Here is a 21234-nt window from a genome sequence, read left to right on the forward strand (position 1 = left end):
AACGGGGCTAAATACTTTATTACTACATAATAAAGTACTAAATATACGCGAATCTTGCACTAAAAAAAACCAAATCGGCTCAAATTCGTTACTTTTCGATAAACGAGGTTACAACAGCCTACTTTCAAACCTGCCGTTTTTTTTGTTGAGTTTGTCTCAATGGCTTTGAATTTCAGATGAAATACTTCTTTAATGCAGACATACCTACTGTAATACCGAGGAAGCAATGAAAAAATTACTACCACTATTGCTCGTGAGTTGTGCCCTACTCTCAGCGCCAAGCATAGCTGAAGAGCACAACCGCGCAATTGAGATAGATCATAAAATAACAACTGAGCATAGAGCCGAAATAAAAGGTGAACGTATTAACTACACCGCGACAACAGGCACACAGCCGGTGTGGAATGAAAACGGCGACGCAGTTGCAACGTTGCATTACACCTACTACAAGCGCACAAAAATCAAAGATATGAGCAAACGTCCGCTGCTGATCTCATTTAACGGCGGTCCAGGCTCTGCTTCCGTGTGGATGCACATTGCCTATACTGGCCCAAGAGTATTAAAAATTGATGACGAAGGATATCCACTGCAACCTTACGGCTTGAAAGATAACCCATATTCAGTGCTAGATGTTGCCGATATTGTTTATGTAAACCCAGTAAACACAGGTTATTCTCGCGTACTCAAAAATGCTGAAGGTAAATATCCTAGTAAAGCCGAACAAACAAAGATGTTTTTTGGCGTCAACGCGGACGTGAAGTACTTAGCCGAATGGCTCAATACATTTATTCATCGCAATGAGCGTATGCTTTCCCCTAAGTACCTGATTGGTGAGAGCTACGGCACGACTCGAGTGTCAGGTCTTGCGCACGCGATGCAAAACAATCAGTGGCTTTATCTCAATGGCGTGGTGTTGGTATCTCCTACGGAAATCGGCATTAAACGAGAAGGTCCGGTTGAAGTGGCAAACCGTTTACCGTATTACGCTGCCGCCGCTTGGTACCACAAAGCGCTGTCTTCTGAATTGCAAAATAAAGATTTACTCGAAGTACTTGCAGAGGTTGAACAATATACGGTTGATCAGTATCTTCCCGCACTCGCCAAAGGCGCATTTATCGGCGCCCAAGAAAAGCAAAGTGTGACACAGGCCGTTGCTAAATATAGTGGCTTAAGCGAGGGCTTTGTGGCTCAAAACAACCTAGATATTCCTACTGCGGCATTTTGGAAAGAACTGTTGCGTGACCGTGGCTATACGCTAGGTCGATTAGACTCACGCTATCTTGGTATTGATAAAAGAGACGCTGGTTCTCGCCCTGATTATTGGCCTGAACTGACCTCTTGGTTGCACTCATTTACGCCTGCGATTAATCATTACTTCGCAACGGAGCTCAACTATAAAACCGATGTAAAATATAATATGTTTGGTTCAGTTCACCCTTGGGATAACAGCGATAATAATGTCGGTGAGCAATTACGATTAGCAATGGCACAAAACCCTTACCTAAACGTGATGATCCAATCTGGGTACTACGATGGCGCAACGAATTACTTTGATGCCAAGTACAATATGTGGCAGCTCGATCCGAGCGGAAAAATGCGTGATCGCTTAAGCTTTAAAGGTTACCGCTCCGGGCACATGATGTACCTGCGTCATGAAGATTTACAAAAGTCGAACGAAGATCTCCGCGAGTTTATCTTAAAAACAACCCCCAAAGCGGATCAGTCAGCGCTTTACTAAATTCCCAACCCATTGTGGCCGCGCAAGCGGTCACTTATCTTAATGCTCACCAGATTGTAAAAATTTCCTTTTATCCTTCTACAGTTACCTATAATCTAGATATACTCAATACTATCTCTCTACAACTTAGGCACGCACCATGAACGAGCAGTTTAAAGTCGTCTTCGTTGGCATGGCCGACGGTAAGGATCAACAAAGCGCCGCTATCGCAATTGCAGACAGGTTGAAAACCTCACCTTCAAAGATCCAGCAATTTTACGCTGGCAAAAACTTGTTTGCTCCTGCGGATAAAGCCAAAGCGCTAAAACAGGTAAAATTACTTGCAAGCGCGGGGATCAATGCCAAGCTGCAAAGCCAAACAGCCGCTACTCCGACCAACGCAGATCAAGAGCGCGTATTTGAAGCGCTGGATTACATCACAAGCAGTCTAATACGTATCGAAGAGCGATTAGAGGAGCTCGAGCAACGCGTAGCACCAACTCCCCATACTAAAATAGAAGATACAACAGACGAAGAATGGGAGACGAAGGAGCTATTTGATGAACTGGACTTTGAACCTAGCCCTCCGGCTAAATCTAAGACTTGGCTATATTATCTGCTCGCTGTATTAATTATTTTATTTATTCTGCTTGGTGTAAGTTTGTTTTTCCCTGAGTGGCTCGCGTTAGAATGAATAAAACTAATAACAACATAAATAAATCTCAAGTTACTCGTGCTAATTTGAGAAAAACGATTAGAAATGCAAGAAACTCGCTATCAGCAGAGCAACAGAAGACAGCCGCGGCACATCTCAACATTAATTTTTTTCAACAAATAAACCTCCCAGAAAATGCCAATGTAGGGGTCTATATTCAAAACGATGGCGAACTAGATACATCCCTTTTAATTCAATCGCTTTGGGACAAAAAACACCAGGTTTTCTTACCCGTAATCCACCCCTTCAATCCTGCAAATTTACTCTTCCAGAAGTATGAAAAAAACTCACCCATGAAGGCAAATCGCTATGCTATCTTGGAACCTAAGTTAGATTGTTCAGCTGTGGCACCGCTTGCATCATTGGATTTACTGTTGATGCCTCTGGTTGCTTTTGATGAGCAAGGTAATCGCCTCGGTATGGGCGGTGGGTACTACGATAGAACATTAGCGTTACACTACGCTGAGCAGCGAGCTAAACCAGCACTTGTTGGCCTTGCTCATGATTGCCAGCAAGTTCCAAGCTTACCAACAGCAGCTTGGGATGTACCGCTCCCAACTATCCTCACTCCAACCCAACTATACACTTGGCCAAAAAATAATTGAGCAGGCAAACAGTTAAGCGCATTTTGAGGCGCTTTTGACCATGACGCTGACACTTTGATTGAGTTATACTCCATACAACTTCAATGACAACTAAGTGTAGCGTTATGACTCAAGATGAAATGAAAAAAGCCGCAGCATGGGCAGCTTTGAACTATGTAGAAGAAAACACCATTGTTGGGGTTGGTACAGGCTCAACGGTAAACCACTTTATTGATGCGCTTGGCAGTATCAAGGATCAAATCAAAGGGGCAGTATCAAGCTCTGAAGCTTCAACAGAGAAGCTAAAAGCACTTGGTATTGAAGTTTTCGAGTTAAACGATGTGTCAGAGCTTGCGGTATATGTTGATGGTGCAGATGAAATCAACAGCACCAACGAAATGATAAAAGGCGGTGGCGCAGCACTGACGCGCGAGAAAATCGTTGCAGCCGTCGCCAAGAAATTTGTTTGTATTGTTGATAATACTAAGCATGTTGAGACTCTAGGTGCATTTCCACTACCTGTTGAAGTGATCCCAATGGCGCGTAGCTACGTGGCTAGAGAGTTACTAAAACTAGGTGGCGATCCGGTATACCGCCAAGGCGTCATCACTGATAACGGCAATGTCATTCTTGATGTGCATGGCCTAAAAATTAGCGCAGCTAAAGCGCTTGAAGAAAAAATTAACCAGATTGTTGGCGTCGTGACTAATGGCTTATTTGCCGCGCGTGGCGCTGACGTTGTAATAACAGGCACTCCAGAAGGGCCTAAAATCAACTAGTGAGATTACAGATGAGCAAGGTTTCGTTATCAAAGGATAAAATTCGAATTTTGTTGTTAGAAGGCGTACATCAAAGCGCCGTTGAGACGTTAAAGCGCAACGGTTATAGCAACATAGACTACGTTAAAACATCCTTACCGGAGCCTGAGCTGATCGAGCGGCTCAAGGACGCTCACTTTGTCGGGATCCGCTCGCGTACTCACCTTACAGAAGCAGTATTAGAACAGGCTGAAAAGCTGGTCGCTATTGGCTGTTTCTGCATCGGCACCAACCAAGTGGATTTGGATGCCGCTAAAAAACGCGGTATCGCCGTATTCAACGCGCCATTTTCTAACACCCGCTCTGTGGCTGAACTCGTACTAGGTGAAATTCTCTTGTTACTGCGCCGTGTTCCTGAGCGTAACGCAAAGGCGCATCGCGGTGAGTGGGATAAATCTGCCGACGGTTCATACGAAGCCCGTGGTAAAACGCTGGGTATTATTGGTTATGGTCACATTGGCACCCAGCTTGGCATTATGGCTGAGAATATCGGTATGAACGTCGAGTTTTATGACATCGAAGATAAGCTCACGCTCGGCAACGCAACGCAGTTACACACGCTTACGCAATTGCTACAAAGAGCGGACGTGGTCAGTTTGCATGTGCCAGAGACATCACAGACCAAAAACCTTATCGGCATGGCTGAAATTGAAGTGATGAAGCAAGGCGCAATTCTAATTAACGCATCACGCGGAACGGTTGTTGATATCGACGCCTTAGCTGAAGCATTAGCGGCTAAGAAACTTTCCGGCGCTGCTATCGATGTATTCCCCGTTGAGCCAAAATCTAATCATGAAGAATTTGTCTCACCACTACGCGAGTTTGACAATGTACTGCTAACCCCACACGTTGGTGGCTCTACGCAAGAAGCACAAGAAAACATCGGTGTGGAAGTCGCGGGCAAGTTGGCGAAGTATTCAGATAATGGTTCAACAGTCACAGCAGTTAACTTCCCGGAAGTTTCTCTACCTGAATTATCAAACCGAAGTCGTTTATTACACGTACACGTAAACCGCCCAGGCGTACTAACGCAAATCAACCAAGCGTTCGCTCAGCACGGTATCAATATTGCGGCGCAATACCTACAAACGGATGAATCTATTGGTTACGTAGTTATCGACGTCGATAGCGACCACTCTGAAGTGGCGTTGAAAGAGTTAAGTGCGGTTGAAGGAACTATCAGAGCACGTATTCTTCACTAAGAAGAATCATTTGAGGTCTTATACCTCAGGCATAAAAAACCAGTCACTGTGAAGCGACTGGTTTTTTGTATCAATCCGGCTTACGCCATGAAATCAACACCTTCTTTGATGTCTTTTTCAAGTGTCGCTAGCATGTCGTCTTTTGCTTTTTGCTCAAACGCGCTTAGCTCACCGTAAGGAAGTAACTTCTCTACACCATTTTGACCAAGGATAACTGGCTGTGCAAAGAATGTTGCATCGCCTGTGTTACCTTCAACGTATGCGTACTCAAGTACTTCTTCACCTTGTAGACCTTTCACTAGTGAGAAGCAGAAACGTGCTGCTGCTGCACCCATTGAAAGTGTAGCTGAACCGCCACCCGCTTTAGCTTCAACCACTTCAGTACCCGCGTTTTGGATACGAGTCGTTAGTGCAGCAACTTCTTCGTCAGTGAACTCAACACCTTCAACTTGAGAAAGCAGAGGTAGAATTGTAGTACCTGAGTGACCACCAATTACTGGGATCTTAACTTCAGCAACATCTAGGCCTTTAAGCTCTGCGATGAAGGTTTCAGCGCGGATAACGTCAAGCGTTGTTACACCGAATACGCGAGCTGGATCATAAGTACCTGCTTTTTTGAACACTTCGGCAACGATTGGTACCGTGCCATTTACTGGGTTTGTGATGATACCAACAAGTGCTTTAGGGCAGCTTCTAACGATACCTTCAGCAAGTGTCTTGATGATACCTGCGTTAACGTTGAATAGGTCAGCGCGGTCCATACCAGGCTTACGAGGCATACCAGCAGGGATAAGCACTACGTCAGCACCAGCAAGAGCTGGGTCTAGGTCGTCTTTACCATAACCCGCTACTTTTACCGCAGTTGGGATGTGAGATAAGTCAACTGCAACACCAGGTACAACAGGTGCAACGTCATAAAGCGCTAACTCAGAGCCAGCTGGAAGACCATTTTTAAGCAATAAAGATAGAGCTTGACCGATACCGCCAGCGGCACCTAATACAGCAACTTTCATTTGGATTCTCCATAATTTGAAGGTGAAATTGAGTGTGCAGTAAAGATAATGAAAAGCGCTGTTAAACACAAATTAATCACGGTTATTTTCGAGATTTTTTGACTAATGTCTTAAATAAAAGTGTAAAGATCGCGACACTTTGTACACTTATGCTTTACGACTGCCATTTTGATCGCGCAAATTTGGGAATCTCGGCGGTTTTGTGTAGAATTTAAAGATTAGCCGTAAAAGAAGACAGACTATGCAGCCGCAAGAAAAACAAGAAGCACTGATCAAAGCATTTAAAGCCATTTTAAAAGAAGAAAACTTTGGCTCTCAAGGTGAAATTGTTGATGCTCTAAAACAACAAGGGTTTGACAACGTCAGTCAGAGCAAAGTGTCGCGCATGCTGAGCAAGTTTGGTGCTGTGCGTACACGTAATGCTAAGCAAGAAATGGTTTACTGCTTACCCGCTGAAATGAGCGTTCCAACAGCAAAAAGCCCTTTGCGTCAGTTAGTCGTTGATATTATGCACAACGAAATGATGATTATTATTCGAACCAGTCCTGGTGCTGCACAATTAATTGCGAGGCTACTTGACTCATTAGGCACCGCAGACGGCGTATTAGGTACCATTGCTGGCGATGACACGATTTTTATTGCGCCTGCCAAAGTATCTGAAATCGACGTTACTTTAGATAAAGTAAAAACCCTGTTCGATAACGTTTAGTCTATTATTTTATTAGTGCTAACTCACAAGTTAGCACTTACTTAGCACTTACCTTGATACTTTCCCCCAACAAGCACGCTTTCCACTATCACGATAAACAGAATAAATTGCTTATCTTTACAGCAAAAAAACGTTTGACATAATATGTCTAATTGTGGCAACTTTAGAAACACATGTGAGGCTTTCTCACTACGCATGGATGGTTTTTAAGCTGATTGACTAGCTTCTCGGATTTGTTTCCTACAGTGTCTCCGTCTTACCGGACACGAACGCTATTCGCTTCACTCAATCATCTCACATTCTATGATGCGGAACTCACCGCTTGATAAACACAAAGACACCTTATGGCGCTGAGTGGACAATTCACTTACTTAACCGCTTAAAAGGAAATACAAGGAACTAAGGAACAGCAATGGAATTTTTAAATACTGCATTTACGTTTCCCACTGTTATTTTTTCAACACTATTACTCATAGTGTTGTTGTTCTGGTTAATTGCTTTACTCGGTTTTACTGATATCGATATCTTAGAAGGCGATATTGATATTGAAGCCGAAGGCGCAAGCTCTGGTTCTTTTTGGGAGGTCGCTTTTGGTGGCGTCCCAGTGAGTATTTCACTGAGTTTAATCATCGCGCTGGGTTGGATTATCAGTATTTATGTGCAACAGTTTTTTGCTTATCTATTGGGCAATGGCATTTTTTACTACCTGATGGGCACGGTATTTATGCTTGCCAGCCTCATTGTTGCATTACCACTAACCGCTGTAATTGTAAGGCCATTACGACGCTTTTTCGAAAGCCAAGAAACCACTTCTAAGCAAGCGCTGGTTGGGCTCGAATGCGTTATTGCAACATCAAAAGTTAGCAACACTTTCGGTCAAGCCAGAGTATATATTCAAGGAACGGAGCAACTCATCGAAGTGCGCTCGGATGAAGATAACACTTTCACACTAGGAGACTGTGCCTTACTTATCGAACATGACACCCTTACACATAGCTACACGATTGTGGCTAAACCTTGGTAATAGTACGGAAAATAACGGAATTTAGGAACGAGTTGGCATAGCTAATACCAACTCAAACAACATAGCGCAACGCAGGAAAAAACATGGAATTTCTAAACAACCTCGGACCGGTGCTCGCAATCGTGGGCATATCCATCGTCATTATTTTTGCCATTCTACTTCTGATTGGAAAGTTCTACCGCAAGGTTGAACAAGGTCAGGCATTGATCATCAACAAGATGAAAAACGAGCCGGATGTCACGACAACGGGCGGCATTGTGCTACCTGTGATCCATAAAATGGAAGTCATGGATATTTCAACTAACCGCATGGTACTAGAGCGTCGTGAAAACAGCGGCCTGATCTGTAAAGATAATATCCGTGCTGACATCGCCATTACTTTTTACATTCGCGTAAACGAAAACAAAGAAGATATCCTACGCGTTGCGAAACAAGTTGGCTGTGCCCGCGCATCTGCACCAGAAACCTTACAAGCATTATTTGAGGCAAAATTCTCCGAAGCCTTGAAAACCGTTGGTAAGCGCATGAATTTTGAGGAGCTATTTACACATCGTAATGAGTTCCGAGATTCTATTAAAGAAGTGATTGGACAAGATTTATCTGGCTATACGTTAGAAGATGTAGCAATTGATTATCTTGAACAAACCTCGATCGACAAGTTAGATCCAAATAACATTCTTGACGCTGAAGGTATTCGCCGTATTACCGAAAAAACCTCACGCCAAAACGTAGAAACTAACCAGCTTAAATGTGATGAAAAAGCGCAAATCGACAACCAAAACCAAGCTGCCTTTGAAAAAGCCGCAGAAGTCGAGCGCCAACGTGAAGATGCCAGCGCGAGACAACGCCGTGAAATCGAGTCGGTGCGCGCTCGCGAAGCCGCTGAAGCTGAACGTGTTAAGCATGAAGAGCGCTTAAAGGCCGAAGAAGCACGCCTCAAAGCGGACGAAGCAATTGCAATTGCAGAACACAACAAACAACGCGAAATCGATGTTGCAGAGCAAAATCGCCTTCGCTTACTCGGCATAGAAGAAGAAAAAGTCACGCGTTCTCGCCAGATTGAAATTATCGAACGTGAGCGTGAAACCGAAATACTACGTATTCAAAAGGCCAAAGCGCTAGAAGTTGAACGTAAAGAGATTGCCGATGTTCAGCGTGAACGGGTTGCCGTTGAGAAAACCGTTGCCGAGGAACAAGAGCGCATCAAAGACGTGCAATGTATTGCTGAAGCCGAGCGTGAGAAGCAAGCGAAAATTATTCTTGCTCAAGCAGAGGCCGAAGAAGCGTTGGTTAAAGATATTGAAGCGGCTAAAGCTAAAGAGCAAGCTGCCGAATTTAAAGCCCGTGAAATGGAAAAAATGGCTGCGGCGGAGCTGCGTATTGCGAACCAAACCGCTGAGTCGAAGAAAATTCTTGCCGAAGCTGCTCAGGTTGAAGCGGCAGCGCCTGGTCTTGCAGAAGCCGATATCATTAAGGCTAAAGCCGCTGCAAGTGCGATACAGGGTGAAACAGACGCCAAAGTGCTACAGCAAAAACTAGAAGCCGAAGCACAAGGTAAACGTGATATTGGCCGCGCCGAAGCCGAAGTACAAGCAGCAATGGCAGAGGCAACCAAGAAGCAAAGTGAAGCCGAAGCGCAAGGCAAACGTGAAATTGGTTTGGCAGAAGCTGAGGTTCAATCAGCAATGGCTGAGGCAATTGAAAAACAAGGAGAAGCAGAAGCTATCAACCTTGAACGTAAGATGTCAGCAGAAGCCAAAGGTCTTACAGAGAAGCTGGAAGCACTTAATAAGATGGATAAAGACGCCCGTGAATACGAAAGCTTCACGCTACAGTTAAACCAACAGAAAGAGCTGACGCTTGCGAGTATCGAGGCGAACAAACAAGTTTCTGCAAGTCAGGCTGAAGTATTAGGTAAAGCATTGAGCGGTGCTGATATCAACTTTATGGGCGGCGACGGCCAGTTCTTTAACCAGTTTATGAATGCCATCACAGTAGGCAAGTCAATTGACGGCTTAGTAGGCGAAAGTAAGACGGTACAAACCGTATTTAAAGATCACCTAAACGGTGAACGTAATTTGATGGACGACCTAAAAGGGGTATTGGCTGGTGCCAATGCGTCGTCGGAAACGCTAAAAAACATCAACATGAGTAAGTTCTTCCAACAGCTAAGCAATAGCTCAGATGCGGACAAACAGCAGCTACTCAGGTTACTTGGCGGCTCGTTAAATGGCAGTAAACAAAGCGAACCACTAGAGTAATTAACCCTGAGGAGTCAATCTGCTTGACTCCTCTCCCCCATTTGCGACAGCGCACATAGGAAAGCAAAGAATGACGGAAGCAACGCAACAAGCGCCAGAGCGAACGCTCGAACAAGACTCTTATCAACTTATTAAACGCCGGCTTAGTAACTTTGGCGGTGAACTGAAAAGTCAGATAGATAAACTCAACCAACAGCGTGTTGACACATTTGGCAGCACCGAGCTTAAAGTGAAAGGTCGAGCAAGAGTTCGTACTGAGCATAACTGCGTACCGCGCGACATTGTACTGATCGGCGACAAGCTTATCTTTGCTTATAATGTGTTTATGGGGCTTAAACAAAATACCCAAGTCAGCGATGTATTCACCGTACAAAAGCTACACCTGCAAGAAGACCATTACGAAATAGAACCTTACCCGCAAGAAACTAAATTCCTCACTGACCAACGTTTCTTACGCGACTTTGACGAACTATACACGTATTACAAAGACACCCGTCTACAACACCTATTTGTTAAATCAAACAAGCTCTTTGCGCTATTTCAGATTGGCGAAAAGCTCTCTGATGTCCGCGTGTTTCGCTGGCAAATCGCCAAAGACGAAACCTTAGATTATATTGATAATCGAGGAGAGCGCGACCTAGGCGAAGTGGAAAACTTTGACTTTGAATGGCAAAAAACCGATCGCGCCGATCACGTCGAAGGCCGTCACCCACATATTAATGTGAACGACAAAGTGTTTATTGAAGTATCGAGTGGCAAACTCACCGTAAAAATAGAAAACAATACCCAAAGCGGTGAAGGTATTTATCAAGAAGCCGTTGATGACGCCAGTCAATCACTCGCAGATTGCGATTTGCGTTTTGCCGAAGTTGGCGAAATGGTGTTGTTAAAGTTACTTCCCTACCGTGAAAAACAGTGGCGTTATTTTATTTATAATTGCCGCACCCAGCAGGTATTACGCCAAGATGCGCTGGGTGGTGCCTGTGTTCAATTACCTGAGAACCAAGGGATTATTTTTCCTGGTGGCTATTATTTACAATCTGGGCAAACACGCTATTTTGACGACCAACTGGACGATTTAATTTTCCATCGCCAGATCAAATCACCCAATGGTGAAGATGTACTGTATATCTTCTACGAACCAAACGAGGGTCGTTACGCACTTTTCTCTTACAATATTATTGAAAAAAACCTGCAAAATCCCATTTATTGTCATGGCTATGGTATTTATGACGATGGCTTAGCGCTAACCTTTAAAGCAGAGCCAGAGCCTGAGCGCGTACATCCTATTCAAATCTGGCAAAGCCCATTTTGTGGCAGCGAGTTTGCCGCACAAGCCCCTCGCGCAACCGGCTTATTTGGCCGGATCGGCAACCCGGATTTAGTACGCGCGATTTCTGATTTATACAGTGTGTTCCAAGCCATTAACGAACAAAGCCCCACAGTCTTTCATTATGAAGATTTAATTGCCCTCACCCGCAGTATTTTAGACCGCTATCATTGGCTTGCTGAAGCGGACTTTGCAGATATCACAGCAAAACTACATGAAATTTTTGAAACCTCGGAGCAGGTACTAGACGAATTTGAAAAGGTAAGCCAAATTGAGGCCGACGCTCGGCGCGCAGAAACCGAAATAGAGCAAGCCATGCAAGATGTGCTTCGCGAGGTGAGACCAGATAGCTTTAAAACAGCGGAGCAGTTTGTCCAGAGCTTAGAATCTCTCAAACGCTTAAAAGGCAAAGTGATCAGCCTTGAAGAAGTGAAGTATATCAATCTTGACGCGCTATCTGCCATGCAGCAGCAGATTGATGAGCAAACCCTGAGCTTAAGCCATAAAACCGCGGAGTTTTTGCAGCAAGATAGTGCTTTGGCGCCCTACTACGAGCAGCTAGACTCCTTAGAGCAAGCCAGAGCACAAACAGAGAGTGTCACCGAGCTTAACGGCTTTTTGGCGACCTTGGAAACCTTGAGCGCTGAACTTGATCTGCTCAACCATACCATGCTTGATCTCGACATTGACGATAGCCGCATTCGCACTAAAATTTTGGAAGATGTCAGCGCCATTTATGGTCAAGTAAACCGCGCCAAAGCAGCGTTAGAAATTCAGAAAAAGAGCGTGGGCAGTGTTGAAGCAAAAGCCGAATTCGCGGCTCGTTTTAAGCTTTTCAGCCAAAGTATTACCAGCGGTCTAAGCGCTGCCAAAACCCCAGAGCAATGTGACGACCAGCTATCTCGCTTACTTATCCAATTAGAAGAGCTCGAGTCTCAATTTAGTCAGTATGATGAGTTTTTAACGGAGATCTTGTCTAAACGTGATGACGTTTATGAAAGCTTTGAGGCGCACAAACAGCAGCTCATTGACGAAAGACAGCGCCGCGCGCTGAGTCTAGCAAACGCTGCCGAGCGTATTTTACAGGGGGTGACACGACGCTCGCAAAGTTTTAAAACCTTAGATGACATCAATAGCTACTTTGCCTCCGACCCTATGATTGGCAAGCTTCGCGATTTAACGCAAGAGCTAAAGCGCCTAAGCGATGAAGTGAAGGCGGATGATATTCAAGCCAAACTCAAGGCCTGCAAAGATCAAGCGATCCGCGCTTTGCGAGACAAGCAAGATATTTATATTGATGGTGGCAATACCGTTAAAGTCGGCAAACATGCGTTTAGTTTCAATAAACAAATCCTTGATTTAACTTTGCTGCCTCGTGGTGAACAGCTGATGTTACACCTCACTGGCACTGAGTATTTTGATACTATTCCTGACGATAAGATCAATCAACAGCTCAATGATGCAAGCACGTACTGGGAGCAAAACCTGATCTCAGAAAACCGTCACTTGTATCGAGGCGAGTACCTTGCAGCTCAAGTATTAGCGGCTGCGGAGCAAGATGGCAACGACTTTAGTCAAGCGGATCTAGAACTTGCAGTTGATGAGGGAAGTTTACTGCCTATCGTACAAAAATTTGCAGAACCCCGATATCAAGAAGGCTATGAGAAAGGTATTCATGATCAAGATGCCAGCCTGATCTTAGCTAATTTACTAAAACAAAAACGACAGCTTGAGTTACTCGTCTACCCTGCCAGCTGTCGAATTGCGGCACAGCTATTTTATACTCATCAAAGCAAGGCTGAGCTAGCTGAATTGGCGTTTCAGGCTATACAAGCAGAGCTGATGGCAACGAAGTTAGATGACCATAGCTTTAGCCAACAGCTAAGCAAAGAATTAAGTGAAAAGATCACAGCATTTTGTCAGCAAAACTTATCGAGCTATTTAACCGAGCTACACCGCTTTTCAGGCGAGTTAAGCGCAACTTACTTAATTAAAGCCCTTGCCAAGCAAGTTAAGCCGAGACAATTTGACTTGGCTTCACCTGCAAAACACATCAGCGAGCAGTTTATCTCGATGGCAAAGGCCAAAGGCGTTTGGCAACAACTTGAGGACTCATTAACGCATTTGACCAAACTTGAGGACAAATGCCGCCTGTTAAGCAGCTGGCTGCGCGCCTATGGCAGTAAGCAAAATGAAAGTGCTGAGACCTTGCTTGAGGCCGCTAACTGCATTTTGCTTTCCACCCAGTTAGATATCACCTACCAAGTCAAAGAAGCCGAAATAAAAACCGACATTTCAGGCTTAATGGGCCAACATCCACGTATCGAGAACCAAGTGCTACACCTAGATTACGCAGATTTTTTTGCCCGTAGTAACGAGTATCTCACGGTTCATGTTCCGGCCTACAAACAGTACCAACAGTTAAAAGCACAAGTGCTTGAGGCACAAAAGCAGCGTTTGCAATTGGATGAGTTTAAACCCAGACCGCTAAGCTCATTTGTACGTAATCAGCTGATTGACAAAGTCTACTTCCCTATTATTGGCGATAACTTAGCAAAACAAATAGGGGCTGCAGGAAACAATAAGCGCACCGACTTAATGGGCATGTTGCTGCTTATCTCCCCTCCGGGCTATGGTAAAACCACGTTAATAGAGTATGTGGCTAACCGCTTAGGACTCACCTTTGTTAAGGTCAATTGTCCATCCATAGGTCACGACCAAGTCTCTTTGGATCCTGCTCAAGCTATCAATGCGACCGCCGCAAAAGAAATTGAAAAGATCAACCAAAGCTTTGAGATGGGAAATAATGTGATGCTGTACCTTGACGATATTCAGCATACCAACCCCGAGTTTTTACAAAAGTTCATCTCTTTGTGCGACGGTTCAAGACGCATAGACGGGGTGTGGAATGGCCGTAGTAAAACCTATGATCTGAGAGGCAAAAAGTTTGCCGTTGTGATGGCAGGAAACCCATACACCGAATCCGGTGAATCTTTTAAGATCCCAGATATGCTTGCCAACCGCGCCGATATTTATAATCTCGGTGACACCCTTAGTGGCTGCGAGCAAGAATTTGCCATGAGCTTTATTGAAAATACGCTCACTTCCAATGCAGTGCTTGCGCCACTTGCCAATCGTGGTATGGAAGACTTGTACAAGCTAGTACGCATTGCCGACGGAGAAGACATCTCCATCAATGAATTGGAATTTAATTACTCTCAAGCGCAAGTGAATGAAATTGTCAGCGTACTGAAAAAGCTGCTCACCATTCGCAACACCGTGCTCAAAGTAAATACCCAATATATTGCCTCTGCAGCGCAAGATGATAACTATCGAACCGAGCCACCGTTTAAGCTACAAGGCAGTTACCGTAACATGAATAAGATGGCTGAAAAGGTGGTTGCTGCCATGAATGACAGTGAACTTGAAAACCTAATTCAAGATCACTATCGCGGTGAAGCACAAACGCTTAGCAAAGGCAGCGAAGAAAACTTACTTAAACTGGCTGAATTACGCGGTACCTTGACGGATGAAGAAGCAACACGCTGGCATGAAATCAAAGCCGAATATGCCCGTCTGCACCGCAATAGTGACGAAGGAAGCCCTGCGCAGCTAGCCGTTGAACAGCTGAGCTTTGTCAATAAATCCCTTTCGCAAATCGCCGCTAAACTCGATAAAGAGCAGCTTAGCTTTGATTACAGTGCGCTGTTGCAACAATTAGCTCAGGTGCTTAACGAGCAAGAGTTTGCCACGCAGTTAACTGAGCTACGTGAGGCCTTAACGCAGCAACCTTACGCTACACCGCTAAAGCAATTGATAGGTTCACAGCAACAAGTCGCAGAGGAAATTGCTGGACTACAAAACGCTATCAAACACACTGCGAACAACGAGCAGCTACTCGCTAACCTTAGCAAACTCAATGACTTGCTTAGCACCCAAGCCCAAATACAACAAGCATTGGGTCAACAAGGTCAGCAGCAAAATACACTTTTTGAAAACCTGTCTGAGCGCTTAGAGGCGGCGGCACAACCGCAGATCCAAGTCGACAATCATGTTGATGACAGCAGTGCTAAAGCACTTGAAGCCGTCACGACATTGTTGACAAATACCCTAGCAAACTCAAGCGCTGAGCAAGTCCAGCAGCAACAACTAAAAGACATTTTACAAAAGCTTGAGGAGATTCAATCAAGACCTGTAGTTAGTAACGGTTCACCAGCGAAAAACCCGTATATGTTGTAACGGCAAAAAAACGCTTGCGAAACAAGTCAAAGCCCATGGATGGGCTTTGGAGATGTAAAGTTAAAAAACTTGAACTCGGGATAACAACTTGTTCTCTAGCAGCTGTTATCCCTTACTACTACGTTAAATTTGCTTGCAATAGGCCAGCTATTGACGCACAAATTTGCCTTGTATTAAGAAATAACTTCTGGCTAGAGTGATAATACGCTTTTGAACTTAGGTATTTTAGTAGCTTAACTAACTTCTTACCCCGAGTTCAGGTTAAAAAGTAATTTACTCCGGCATTTTTGCCATCACCGCCAAAAACTCTAGTGAGGGTGCAAAAAACGCGGAACCCATATCGGCACTGGAATAATCTAATATGGGGTCGTATTCATCCCCTTCACCCAATCGGCTTCTTAGTACCTGCTCAAAAGCATCGCCCTTGGCGCTGCAACTTAGCGACAAGCTTCCTTGTTCAAATACATCACCAAACGGCATGCTTTGATTAAGCAGTAGCGCATTACCATTTGCGTCTTTCAATTCGGTTAATATCGCATGATTACAGGGTTCGCAATCTTCAATTAGGTCATTGTCTAGACGTGTACGCCCCATCAATTGCTCTTGCTCAGCGAGCGGCAACTCCTGCCAGCGCAGTAAATCAAACTTCACCCGCTGTACGTGAATATAACTACCAAGGTGGTCGGCTGCATTCGGGTTGTGCACAAGTGCAACTTCTCGCTTATTGCGCCCTCTAGGTGTGTCTGCGCCATAAATAAAGCCATTAAAATCACGACCATCTAAGAAACGGAAGGCGCGCACATGTGCCACCATTTCGACTAGGCCATTTAGCATATGCAGCACACTTTGAGCAAAGATATGATTAACGTCTTCTCGGTCGGAGCGGATCACATAAAGCAAGTCAAAAGGCTGGGTATGCACGGTGTGCTCAGCTTCAACAATATGTGGAAAGCTTTTTAATTCTTTAGGAATAAACTCAGGATAAATGTGCGGCCAGTATTGCGCACCAATCGCGACAAAGCTCGACAGCATAGATTCAGAGAATCTGTCTTCCAACTCCTCTTGCAAGCGTCCACAATTGGCGAGCGCCGCTCTTAGCGCCTCGTCTTGCCCTTCAAGCACATTGAAGAACAAGTGTAAGCCGTGCAAATTGGCTTCAGCACACACACCTGATTGGGCAAGCGCCATGCTCTACTCCCTGCTTTTATTCATTTGCTATTAAGAAAAGAAATTTACAGCATGTGCCTTAATTTTTAAAGAGATTGGTTGATTTAAGTCGAGTGGTTCATGAGCCGGATGCGGTATTTCAAGCTCTTGTCCCTCTAATGCAACTCGGTAAATGTACTCTGTTCCCATAAAGCGCTGATTGAGTATTTTAACGCTGCCAAGCTCGGCGTTTTCTAACGTAATGTGCTGTGGCCTCACATACATTTCGCCCTTCGCGTCGATATTACCGAGCTCAACGAGAGACTTTACGGCACCAAATTGGGTTTCTACCGAAGCGCCATTCACTCGCTGTGCAGGAATATAAATTCCCTGACCCAAAAACTCGGCAACCATTTTGCTCTTCGGTCGTTGGAACAACGTTTTCGGCTCGCCCACTTGTGCGATTTTCCCTTTATCCATAATTGCCAACCGATCGGCAAAAGCAAAGGCTTCTTCTTTCGAGTGACTAACAAAAATCGCGGAAACTTGCTGATCTTTGATTATACGGCGAATATCGTTAATTAACTGAAACCGCACTTGGGCATCTATATTTGAAAACGGCTCATCAAGCAGCAACAGATTTGGCTTGTACGCCAGTGCTCGCGCAATTGCGACGCGTTGTTGCTGGCCACCTGAAAGCTCGTGTGGAAAGCGGTCGCTATAGTCTTGCAACTGCACCAAATGGAGCATTTCAGCCACTCGGTCTTGACGTTCACGCTTGCTTTTTGAGGTTAAACCAAACGCGACATTTTGCGCCACAGTGAGGTGTGGGAATAACGCATAGTCTTGAAACATCATGCCTATATTGCGTTTTTGTGGAGGTACGAAAGTGCCGTTACCATTCATGGCTTTGCCTAAAATACTCACCGAGCCTTGAAATGGTTCAATCAAGCCCGCTATCGCCTTCAGCGTGGTAGTTTTACCGCAGCCACTGGCACCAAGCAAACAAACAATCTCGTTTTGTTCTACAGTCAGATTTAGGCTATCCACAACGGCTTCACCGTCATAGCGATAAGAGAGATTTTCAAGCACTAAACTATGCATTAACTTCGCTGCTCCATAGAACGGTTTACAACATAAAGCGGAATTAAACCAACCAACACAATAAATAACGCAGAGACAGAAGCCAGCTCCAGCTGCTCATCACTCACATATTGGAAAACGTGTGTTGCCAGTGTTTCATAATTAAAGGGTCGTAATAACAATGCCGCTGGAAGTTCTTTCATACACTCAATAAAAACCAACAGTGCTGCGGTTAAAATACCGCGACGCAGCAATGGCAGATGTATTGATAACATGGTTTTGAAACGATTGCGACCCAACGAAAAACTTGCCATATCTAGACTTGGGCTGATCCGCTGATAACTCGATTCGACCGCGCCTTGCGCAATCGCATAAAATCGTACAACGTAAGCGAAAACCAGTGCAAAAATCGTCCCGCTAAACAGCAAGCCAGGCTCAAATGAAGTACCTTCAAGCCAAGTATTTAGCTTGTCGTCTAATAAAGTGAGTGGAATAAGTACTGCAATTGCCAGCACAGTGCCCGGTAGCGCATATCCGGTACTTGCAAGCTTGCCCGGTAGCGTGACGCGTTTACCACTACTAACTCGCTGGTTAAACACCACCAGCATGCTCATGATAATTAATACCACACTCACCCAAAACGCTATTTTTAAACTTTGCCACGCATACAAGAAAAAGTCGTCATTCCAAGCTTGTTCAAAATAGTCGATGGCGTAATCTGCAAGCACCCATGTAGGCACGATAAAAGCAGCAATTAGAATAAGCCAACAAAAAGCGCTAGCGAGCCAAGCCTGCGCGCCTTTAAGATGATAAAGCGTGGTACTGTTAACGCTCGATTGACGCTCGTGCACTACCTGAGTTGGGCGGCTCACTCGCTCCAGTGTCAGGGCTAAAAATAAAAACAGTAGCATAATGCCTGAAATTTTAGCCGCAGCAGTAAGTGAATAATAACCCAACCAAGTATCGTAAACGGCGGTGGTTAGTGTGCTCACAGCGAAGTAATGTACGGTTGCAAAATCTGCCATGCTTTCCATGGCGATCAGTGCCAGCCCCGCCACAATCGCGCCTCGCGACAAAGGTAAACTTACCTTAAAGAAGCTCTGTGAAGGCGACTTGCCCATCAATTGGCTGGCTTGCACCAGCTTAAACGACTGCTCTCTTAGCGCCGTTCTAAAAATCAAAAACAAATAAGGATAAAGCACCAGTGCAATCATCACGATAGCACCTGACAAAGTGCGAATATCAAAGAACCAATAATCGTCTGGAGATTGCCAACCAAACCACTTTCGCAGCGCTATTTGTACAGGCCCAGCATAATCCAGCAAATCGGTATACACGTAAGCAATCAAATAGGTTGGCATCGCAAGGGGTAGCATCAACGACCATTCGAAAAAACGCCGTCCAGGAAATTCACAATACGCGGTTAGCCAGCCAAGTGGTAGCGCGATTAAAGCGCAAAGGATACATACACCCACAATCAGCAAAATCGTATTGCGGACATAATCCCACAGAACGGTGTCCCAAAGGTGAGCAAAGACTTCAGAGTCAGGTTGTAGCGACTCAAAGATTAAAAACATCAGCGGGACTGATAGGCTAAGCCCTATCAGCCACGCAAAACTCTGCCATTTAGACAGTGAAAATGATAATTGCATTAAAGGTCAAATTTTACCTCATCGATTAGCTTAAGCGCTAACGGACGGTATTTACTGATCTCTGACAATGGTAGGCTGTCTTCCTTAAACTCACCCCAAGATGCCACAAGTTTCGATAACTCGACGCCAGGTTTAACCGGGTATTCCATATTCATCGACGCATACATATTTTGCGCCTTATTGTCGGTCATAAACTCAATGAGTTTCAAGGCATTTTCTGTATTTTTAGCGTGCTTGGTCAAGACAACACCAGAAACGTTGATATGTGAACCACGATCTTGTTGATTTGGGAAGTTGATATATACCGCTTCAGCCCAGGCTTTTTGTTTCTCATCTTCCATCATCTTACCGAAGTAATAGCTGTTTCCTATGGCCAAATCACACAGTCCTTCTTTTACTGCTTTGACTTGTGCACGGTCGTTACCTTGAGGCTTACGAGCTAAGTTTTTCTTCACGCCTTCAAGCCATTCTTTGGTTTTTGCTTCACCATGATGGGCAATCATAGACGCCACTAAACCAAGGTTATAGGGATGTTTACCTGAGCGCGTACAAATTTTACCGCGGTATTGTTCATCCGCTAGCGCTTCATAAGTAAGCGCATCTAACTTGCCTACACGGTCTTTTGCAGAATATACATTGCGCACACGCTTAGTAAGCGCAACCCACTGGCCTTCAGGATCTCTGAAATTCGCTGGGATATTCTTGGTGACGGTTTCGCTGTTAATTGCTTGTGTTAGGTTTTCGTCTTCAAGTTGAATTAGCGCACTGAAGTTTGAAGTGAGTACAAGATCGGCACGGCTATGCTTGCCTTCACGCTTAACACGCTCGATTAAGCCTTTTTTTGCAAAAACCACATTGGTCTTGATACCGGTTTGCTTGGTGAAGTCATCCAAAATAGGTTGGATCAGAAAAGGTTGTCTAAACGAGTAGATATTAACTTCCTCTGCAGCCATTGCTGGTAGGCAAGTAAGCGTTGCCAGTATAGTAACAAGTGCTTTTTTCATAAAGACTCCATTAGGTAAACAATAATTATTATCAACTAATTCTACCTGTAATTGTGCCGTTTTACACCCTGAATATTTGAAACTACGCTCAAGATAAAATTAGCGTTGTAGAAAACGGGAGAATTACCTGTGAGATATATCTCACTTAGCTACCAGAAATTGAGTAAAGACGTGCTGAAATAACACTCAAAATTAAAGTAAGAAATTGAAAAATAAAAAGTTATTTATTATTACTAGAAAAAGATGCGAAAAAGATTGAATTTCACTGCTCCCGATTTTTTTTAGTCTGCTTATACTTAACAACATCTCAGGAAGAGAGATAAAGGATACAGAGGAAACGCTCAGGGCAGGACTTGCTAATGGACAAGCACCCACTTAAAGGAATATAGGGAAAAGAGAGCGAGATTGTATGTCACATGGTGTGATTATGTTAAAGGACAGGGATTAAAGGTTCATGATGAGCCTAAGGATTGCTTCAGGGGAGGGGCTAAACGTTGAGGGATAACGTTACTGCATTGGATATGCAGGTGGTTAAGGATGAGGAAGGAAGGTACATCGGATGTACTGGTAAAATGTGGCTTAGGAGATGCCAATTGTTGCAATTAACAGCGCAACACCTAGCTTGAAGCAACACGTTCAGGCTACCAAGTGCCAAGGTAAAACAAGGTGATGATTGGCACTGCTATTTTGGAAAGTAGCAAACAAGGACAATTAGAACAAGGGGTTGTTCTTAGCAA

At 44.5% G+C, this 21234-nt stretch carries 14 protein-coding genes; 9 read left to right on the top strand and 5 right to left on the bottom strand.

The window, feature by feature from the left end; genetic code table 11:
• The first annotated feature begins 226 nt into the window (after positions 1 to 226).
• From JJQ94_RS19660 to serA, 5 genes are all read left to right on the top strand, one after another.
• Positions 227 to 1738 carry a S10 family peptidase gene (locus JJQ94_RS19660; protein WP_099030118.1) on the top strand — a complete coding sequence of 504 codons (1512 nt, stop codon included), beginning with the start codon at positions 227 to 229 and terminating at the stop codon, positions 1736 to 1738.
• A 139-nt stretch (positions 1739 to 1877) separates the two neighbouring features.
• Positions 1878 to 2411: a hypothetical protein gene (locus JJQ94_RS19665; RefSeq protein ID WP_010372269.1), complete on the top strand. Its 534-nt coding sequence runs from the start codon at positions 1878 to 1880 to the stop codon at positions 2409 to 2411.
• Entirely contained in the window at positions 2408 to 3037 is a 630-nt protein-coding gene (locus JJQ94_RS19670; RefSeq protein WP_069023020.1) for a 5-formyltetrahydrofolate cyclo-ligase, read from the top strand. Before JJQ94_RS19665 ends, JJQ94_RS19670 begins: the two co-directional genes overlap by 4 nt.
• A 104-nt stretch (positions 3038 to 3141) precedes the next feature.
• A complete protein-coding gene (gene rpiA / locus JJQ94_RS19675; RefSeq protein ID WP_099030117.1) occupies positions 3142 to 3795 on the top strand; it encodes a ribose-5-phosphate isomerase RpiA in 654 nt (217 codons plus the stop codon).
• An 11-nt stretch (positions 3796 to 3806) separates the two neighbouring features.
• Entirely contained in the window at positions 3807 to 5036 is a 1230-nt protein-coding gene (gene serA / locus JJQ94_RS19680; protein ID WP_099030116.1) for a phosphoglycerate dehydrogenase, read from the top strand.
• 80 nt (positions 5037 to 5116) lie between these two features.
• Here the strand turns inward: serA and mdh are convergent, their stop codons facing one another.
• Complete coding sequence (gene mdh / locus JJQ94_RS19685; protein ID WP_099030115.1) at positions 5117 to 6049, bottom strand: malate dehydrogenase; 933 nt, start codon at positions 6047 to 6049, stop codon at positions 5117 to 5119.
• 241 nt (positions 6050 to 6290) lie between these two features.
• On the opposite strand from mdh, the gene argR reads away from it, so the two are divergent.
• From argR to JJQ94_RS19705, 4 genes are all read left to right on the top strand, one after another.
• The gene (argR, locus tag JJQ94_RS19690; RefSeq protein WP_010372285.1) at positions 6291 to 6758 is read left to right on the top strand and encodes a transcriptional regulator ArgR; all 468 of its coding nucleotides are present in this window, start codon (positions 6291 to 6293) and stop codon (positions 6756 to 6758) included.
• Between the two features lie 412 nt (positions 6759 to 7170).
• Positions 7171 to 7782: an OB-fold-containig protein gene (locus JJQ94_RS19695; protein WP_099030114.1), complete on the top strand. Its 612-nt coding sequence runs from the start codon at positions 7171 to 7173 to the stop codon at positions 7780 to 7782.
• Positions 7783 to 7865: 83 nt separating this feature from the next.
• Positions 7866 to 10043, top strand: coding sequence for an SPFH domain-containing protein (locus JJQ94_RS19700; protein ID WP_099030113.1), 2178 nt, complete (start codon positions 7866 to 7868; stop codon positions 10041 to 10043).
• A 70-nt stretch (positions 10044 to 10113) separates the two neighbouring features.
• Positions 10114 to 15612, top strand: coding sequence for a DNA repair ATPase (locus JJQ94_RS19705; protein WP_099030112.1), 5499 nt, complete (start codon positions 10114 to 10116; stop codon positions 15610 to 15612).
• A 273-nt stretch (positions 15613 to 15885) separates the two neighbouring features.
• On the opposite strand, the gene JJQ94_RS19710 is transcribed toward JJQ94_RS19705, so the two are convergent.
• Genes JJQ94_RS19710 through JJQ94_RS19725 form a run of 4 tightly spaced genes read right to left on the bottom strand, consistent with a single transcriptional unit; the run spans position 15886 to position 20497 of the window.
• The gene (locus JJQ94_RS19710; RefSeq protein ID WP_099030111.1) at positions 15886 to 16800 is read right to left on the bottom strand and encodes a Dyp-type peroxidase; all 915 of its coding nucleotides are present in this window, start codon (positions 16798 to 16800) and stop codon (positions 15886 to 15888) included.
• Between the two features lie 30 nt (positions 16801 to 16830).
• A complete protein-coding gene (locus tag JJQ94_RS19715) occupies positions 16831 to 17862 on the bottom strand; it encodes an ABC transporter ATP-binding protein (RefSeq protein ID WP_099030110.1) in 1032 nt (343 codons plus the stop codon).
• Positions 17862 to 19493 carry an ABC transporter permease gene (locus tag JJQ94_RS19720; protein ID WP_099030109.1) on the bottom strand — a complete coding sequence of 544 codons (1632 nt, stop codon included), beginning with the start codon at positions 19491 to 19493 and terminating at the stop codon, positions 17862 to 17864. Before JJQ94_RS19720 ends, JJQ94_RS19715 begins: the two co-directional genes overlap by 1 nt.
• Complete coding sequence (locus JJQ94_RS19725; protein ID WP_039493791.1) at positions 19493 to 20497, bottom strand: Fe(3+) ABC transporter substrate-binding protein; 1005 nt, start codon at positions 20495 to 20497, stop codon at positions 19493 to 19495. The genes JJQ94_RS19720 and JJQ94_RS19725 overlap by 1 nt, the downstream gene beginning before the upstream one ends.
• Between the last annotated feature and the right edge of the window lie 737 nt (positions 20498 to 21234).

The sequence above is a fragment of the Pseudoalteromonas sp. GCY genome (assembly GCF_016695175.1).
Lineage (GTDB): Bacteria > Pseudomonadota > Gammaproteobacteria > Enterobacterales > Alteromonadaceae > Pseudoalteromonas.

Excerpts from the sequence above, each read along its gene's own strand:
- JJQ94_RS19660 (WP_099030118.1), top strand. The coding sequence starts at position 227 with ATGAAAAAATTACTACCACTATTGCTCGTGAGTTGTGCCCTACTCTCA.
- JJQ94_RS19665 (WP_010372269.1), top strand. The coding sequence starts at position 1,878 with ATGAACGAGCAGTTTAAAGTCGTCTTCGTTGGCATGGCCGACGGTAAG.
- JJQ94_RS19670 (WP_069023020.1), top strand. The coding sequence starts at position 2,408 with ATGAATAAAACTAATAACAACATAAATAAATCTCAAGTTACTCGTGCT.
- rpiA (WP_099030117.1), top strand. The coding sequence starts at position 3,142 with ATGACTCAAGATGAAATGAAAAAAGCCGCAGCATGGGCAGCTTTGAAC.
- serA (WP_099030116.1), top strand. The coding sequence starts at position 3,807 with ATGAGCAAGGTTTCGTTATCAAAGGATAAAATTCGAATTTTGTTGTTA.
- mdh (WP_099030115.1), bottom strand. The coding sequence starts at position 6,049 with ATGAAAGTTGCTGTATTAGGTGCCGCTGGCGGTATCGGTCAAGCTCTA.
- argR (WP_010372285.1), top strand. The coding sequence starts at position 6,291 with ATGCAGCCGCAAGAAAAACAAGAAGCACTGATCAAAGCATTTAAAGCC.
- JJQ94_RS19695 (WP_099030114.1), top strand. The coding sequence starts at position 7,171 with ATGGAATTTTTAAATACTGCATTTACGTTTCCCACTGTTATTTTTTCA.
- JJQ94_RS19700 (WP_099030113.1), top strand. The coding sequence starts at position 7,866 with ATGGAATTTCTAAACAACCTCGGACCGGTGCTCGCAATCGTGGGCATA.
- JJQ94_RS19705 (WP_099030112.1), top strand. The coding sequence starts at position 10,114 with ATGACGGAAGCAACGCAACAAGCGCCAGAGCGAACGCTCGAACAAGAC.
- JJQ94_RS19710 (WP_099030111.1), bottom strand. The coding sequence starts at position 16,800 with ATGGCGCTTGCCCAATCAGGTGTGTGTGCTGAAGCCAATTTGCACGGC.
- JJQ94_RS19715 (WP_099030110.1), bottom strand. The coding sequence starts at position 17,862 with ATGCATAGTTTAGTGCTTGAAAATCTCTCTTATCGCTATGACGGTGAA.
- JJQ94_RS19720 (WP_099030109.1), bottom strand. The coding sequence starts at position 19,493 with ATGCAATTATCATTTTCACTGTCTAAATGGCAGAGTTTTGCGTGGCTG.
- JJQ94_RS19725 (WP_039493791.1), bottom strand. The coding sequence starts at position 20,497 with ATGAAAAAAGCACTTGTTACTATACTGGCAACGCTTACTTGCCTACCA.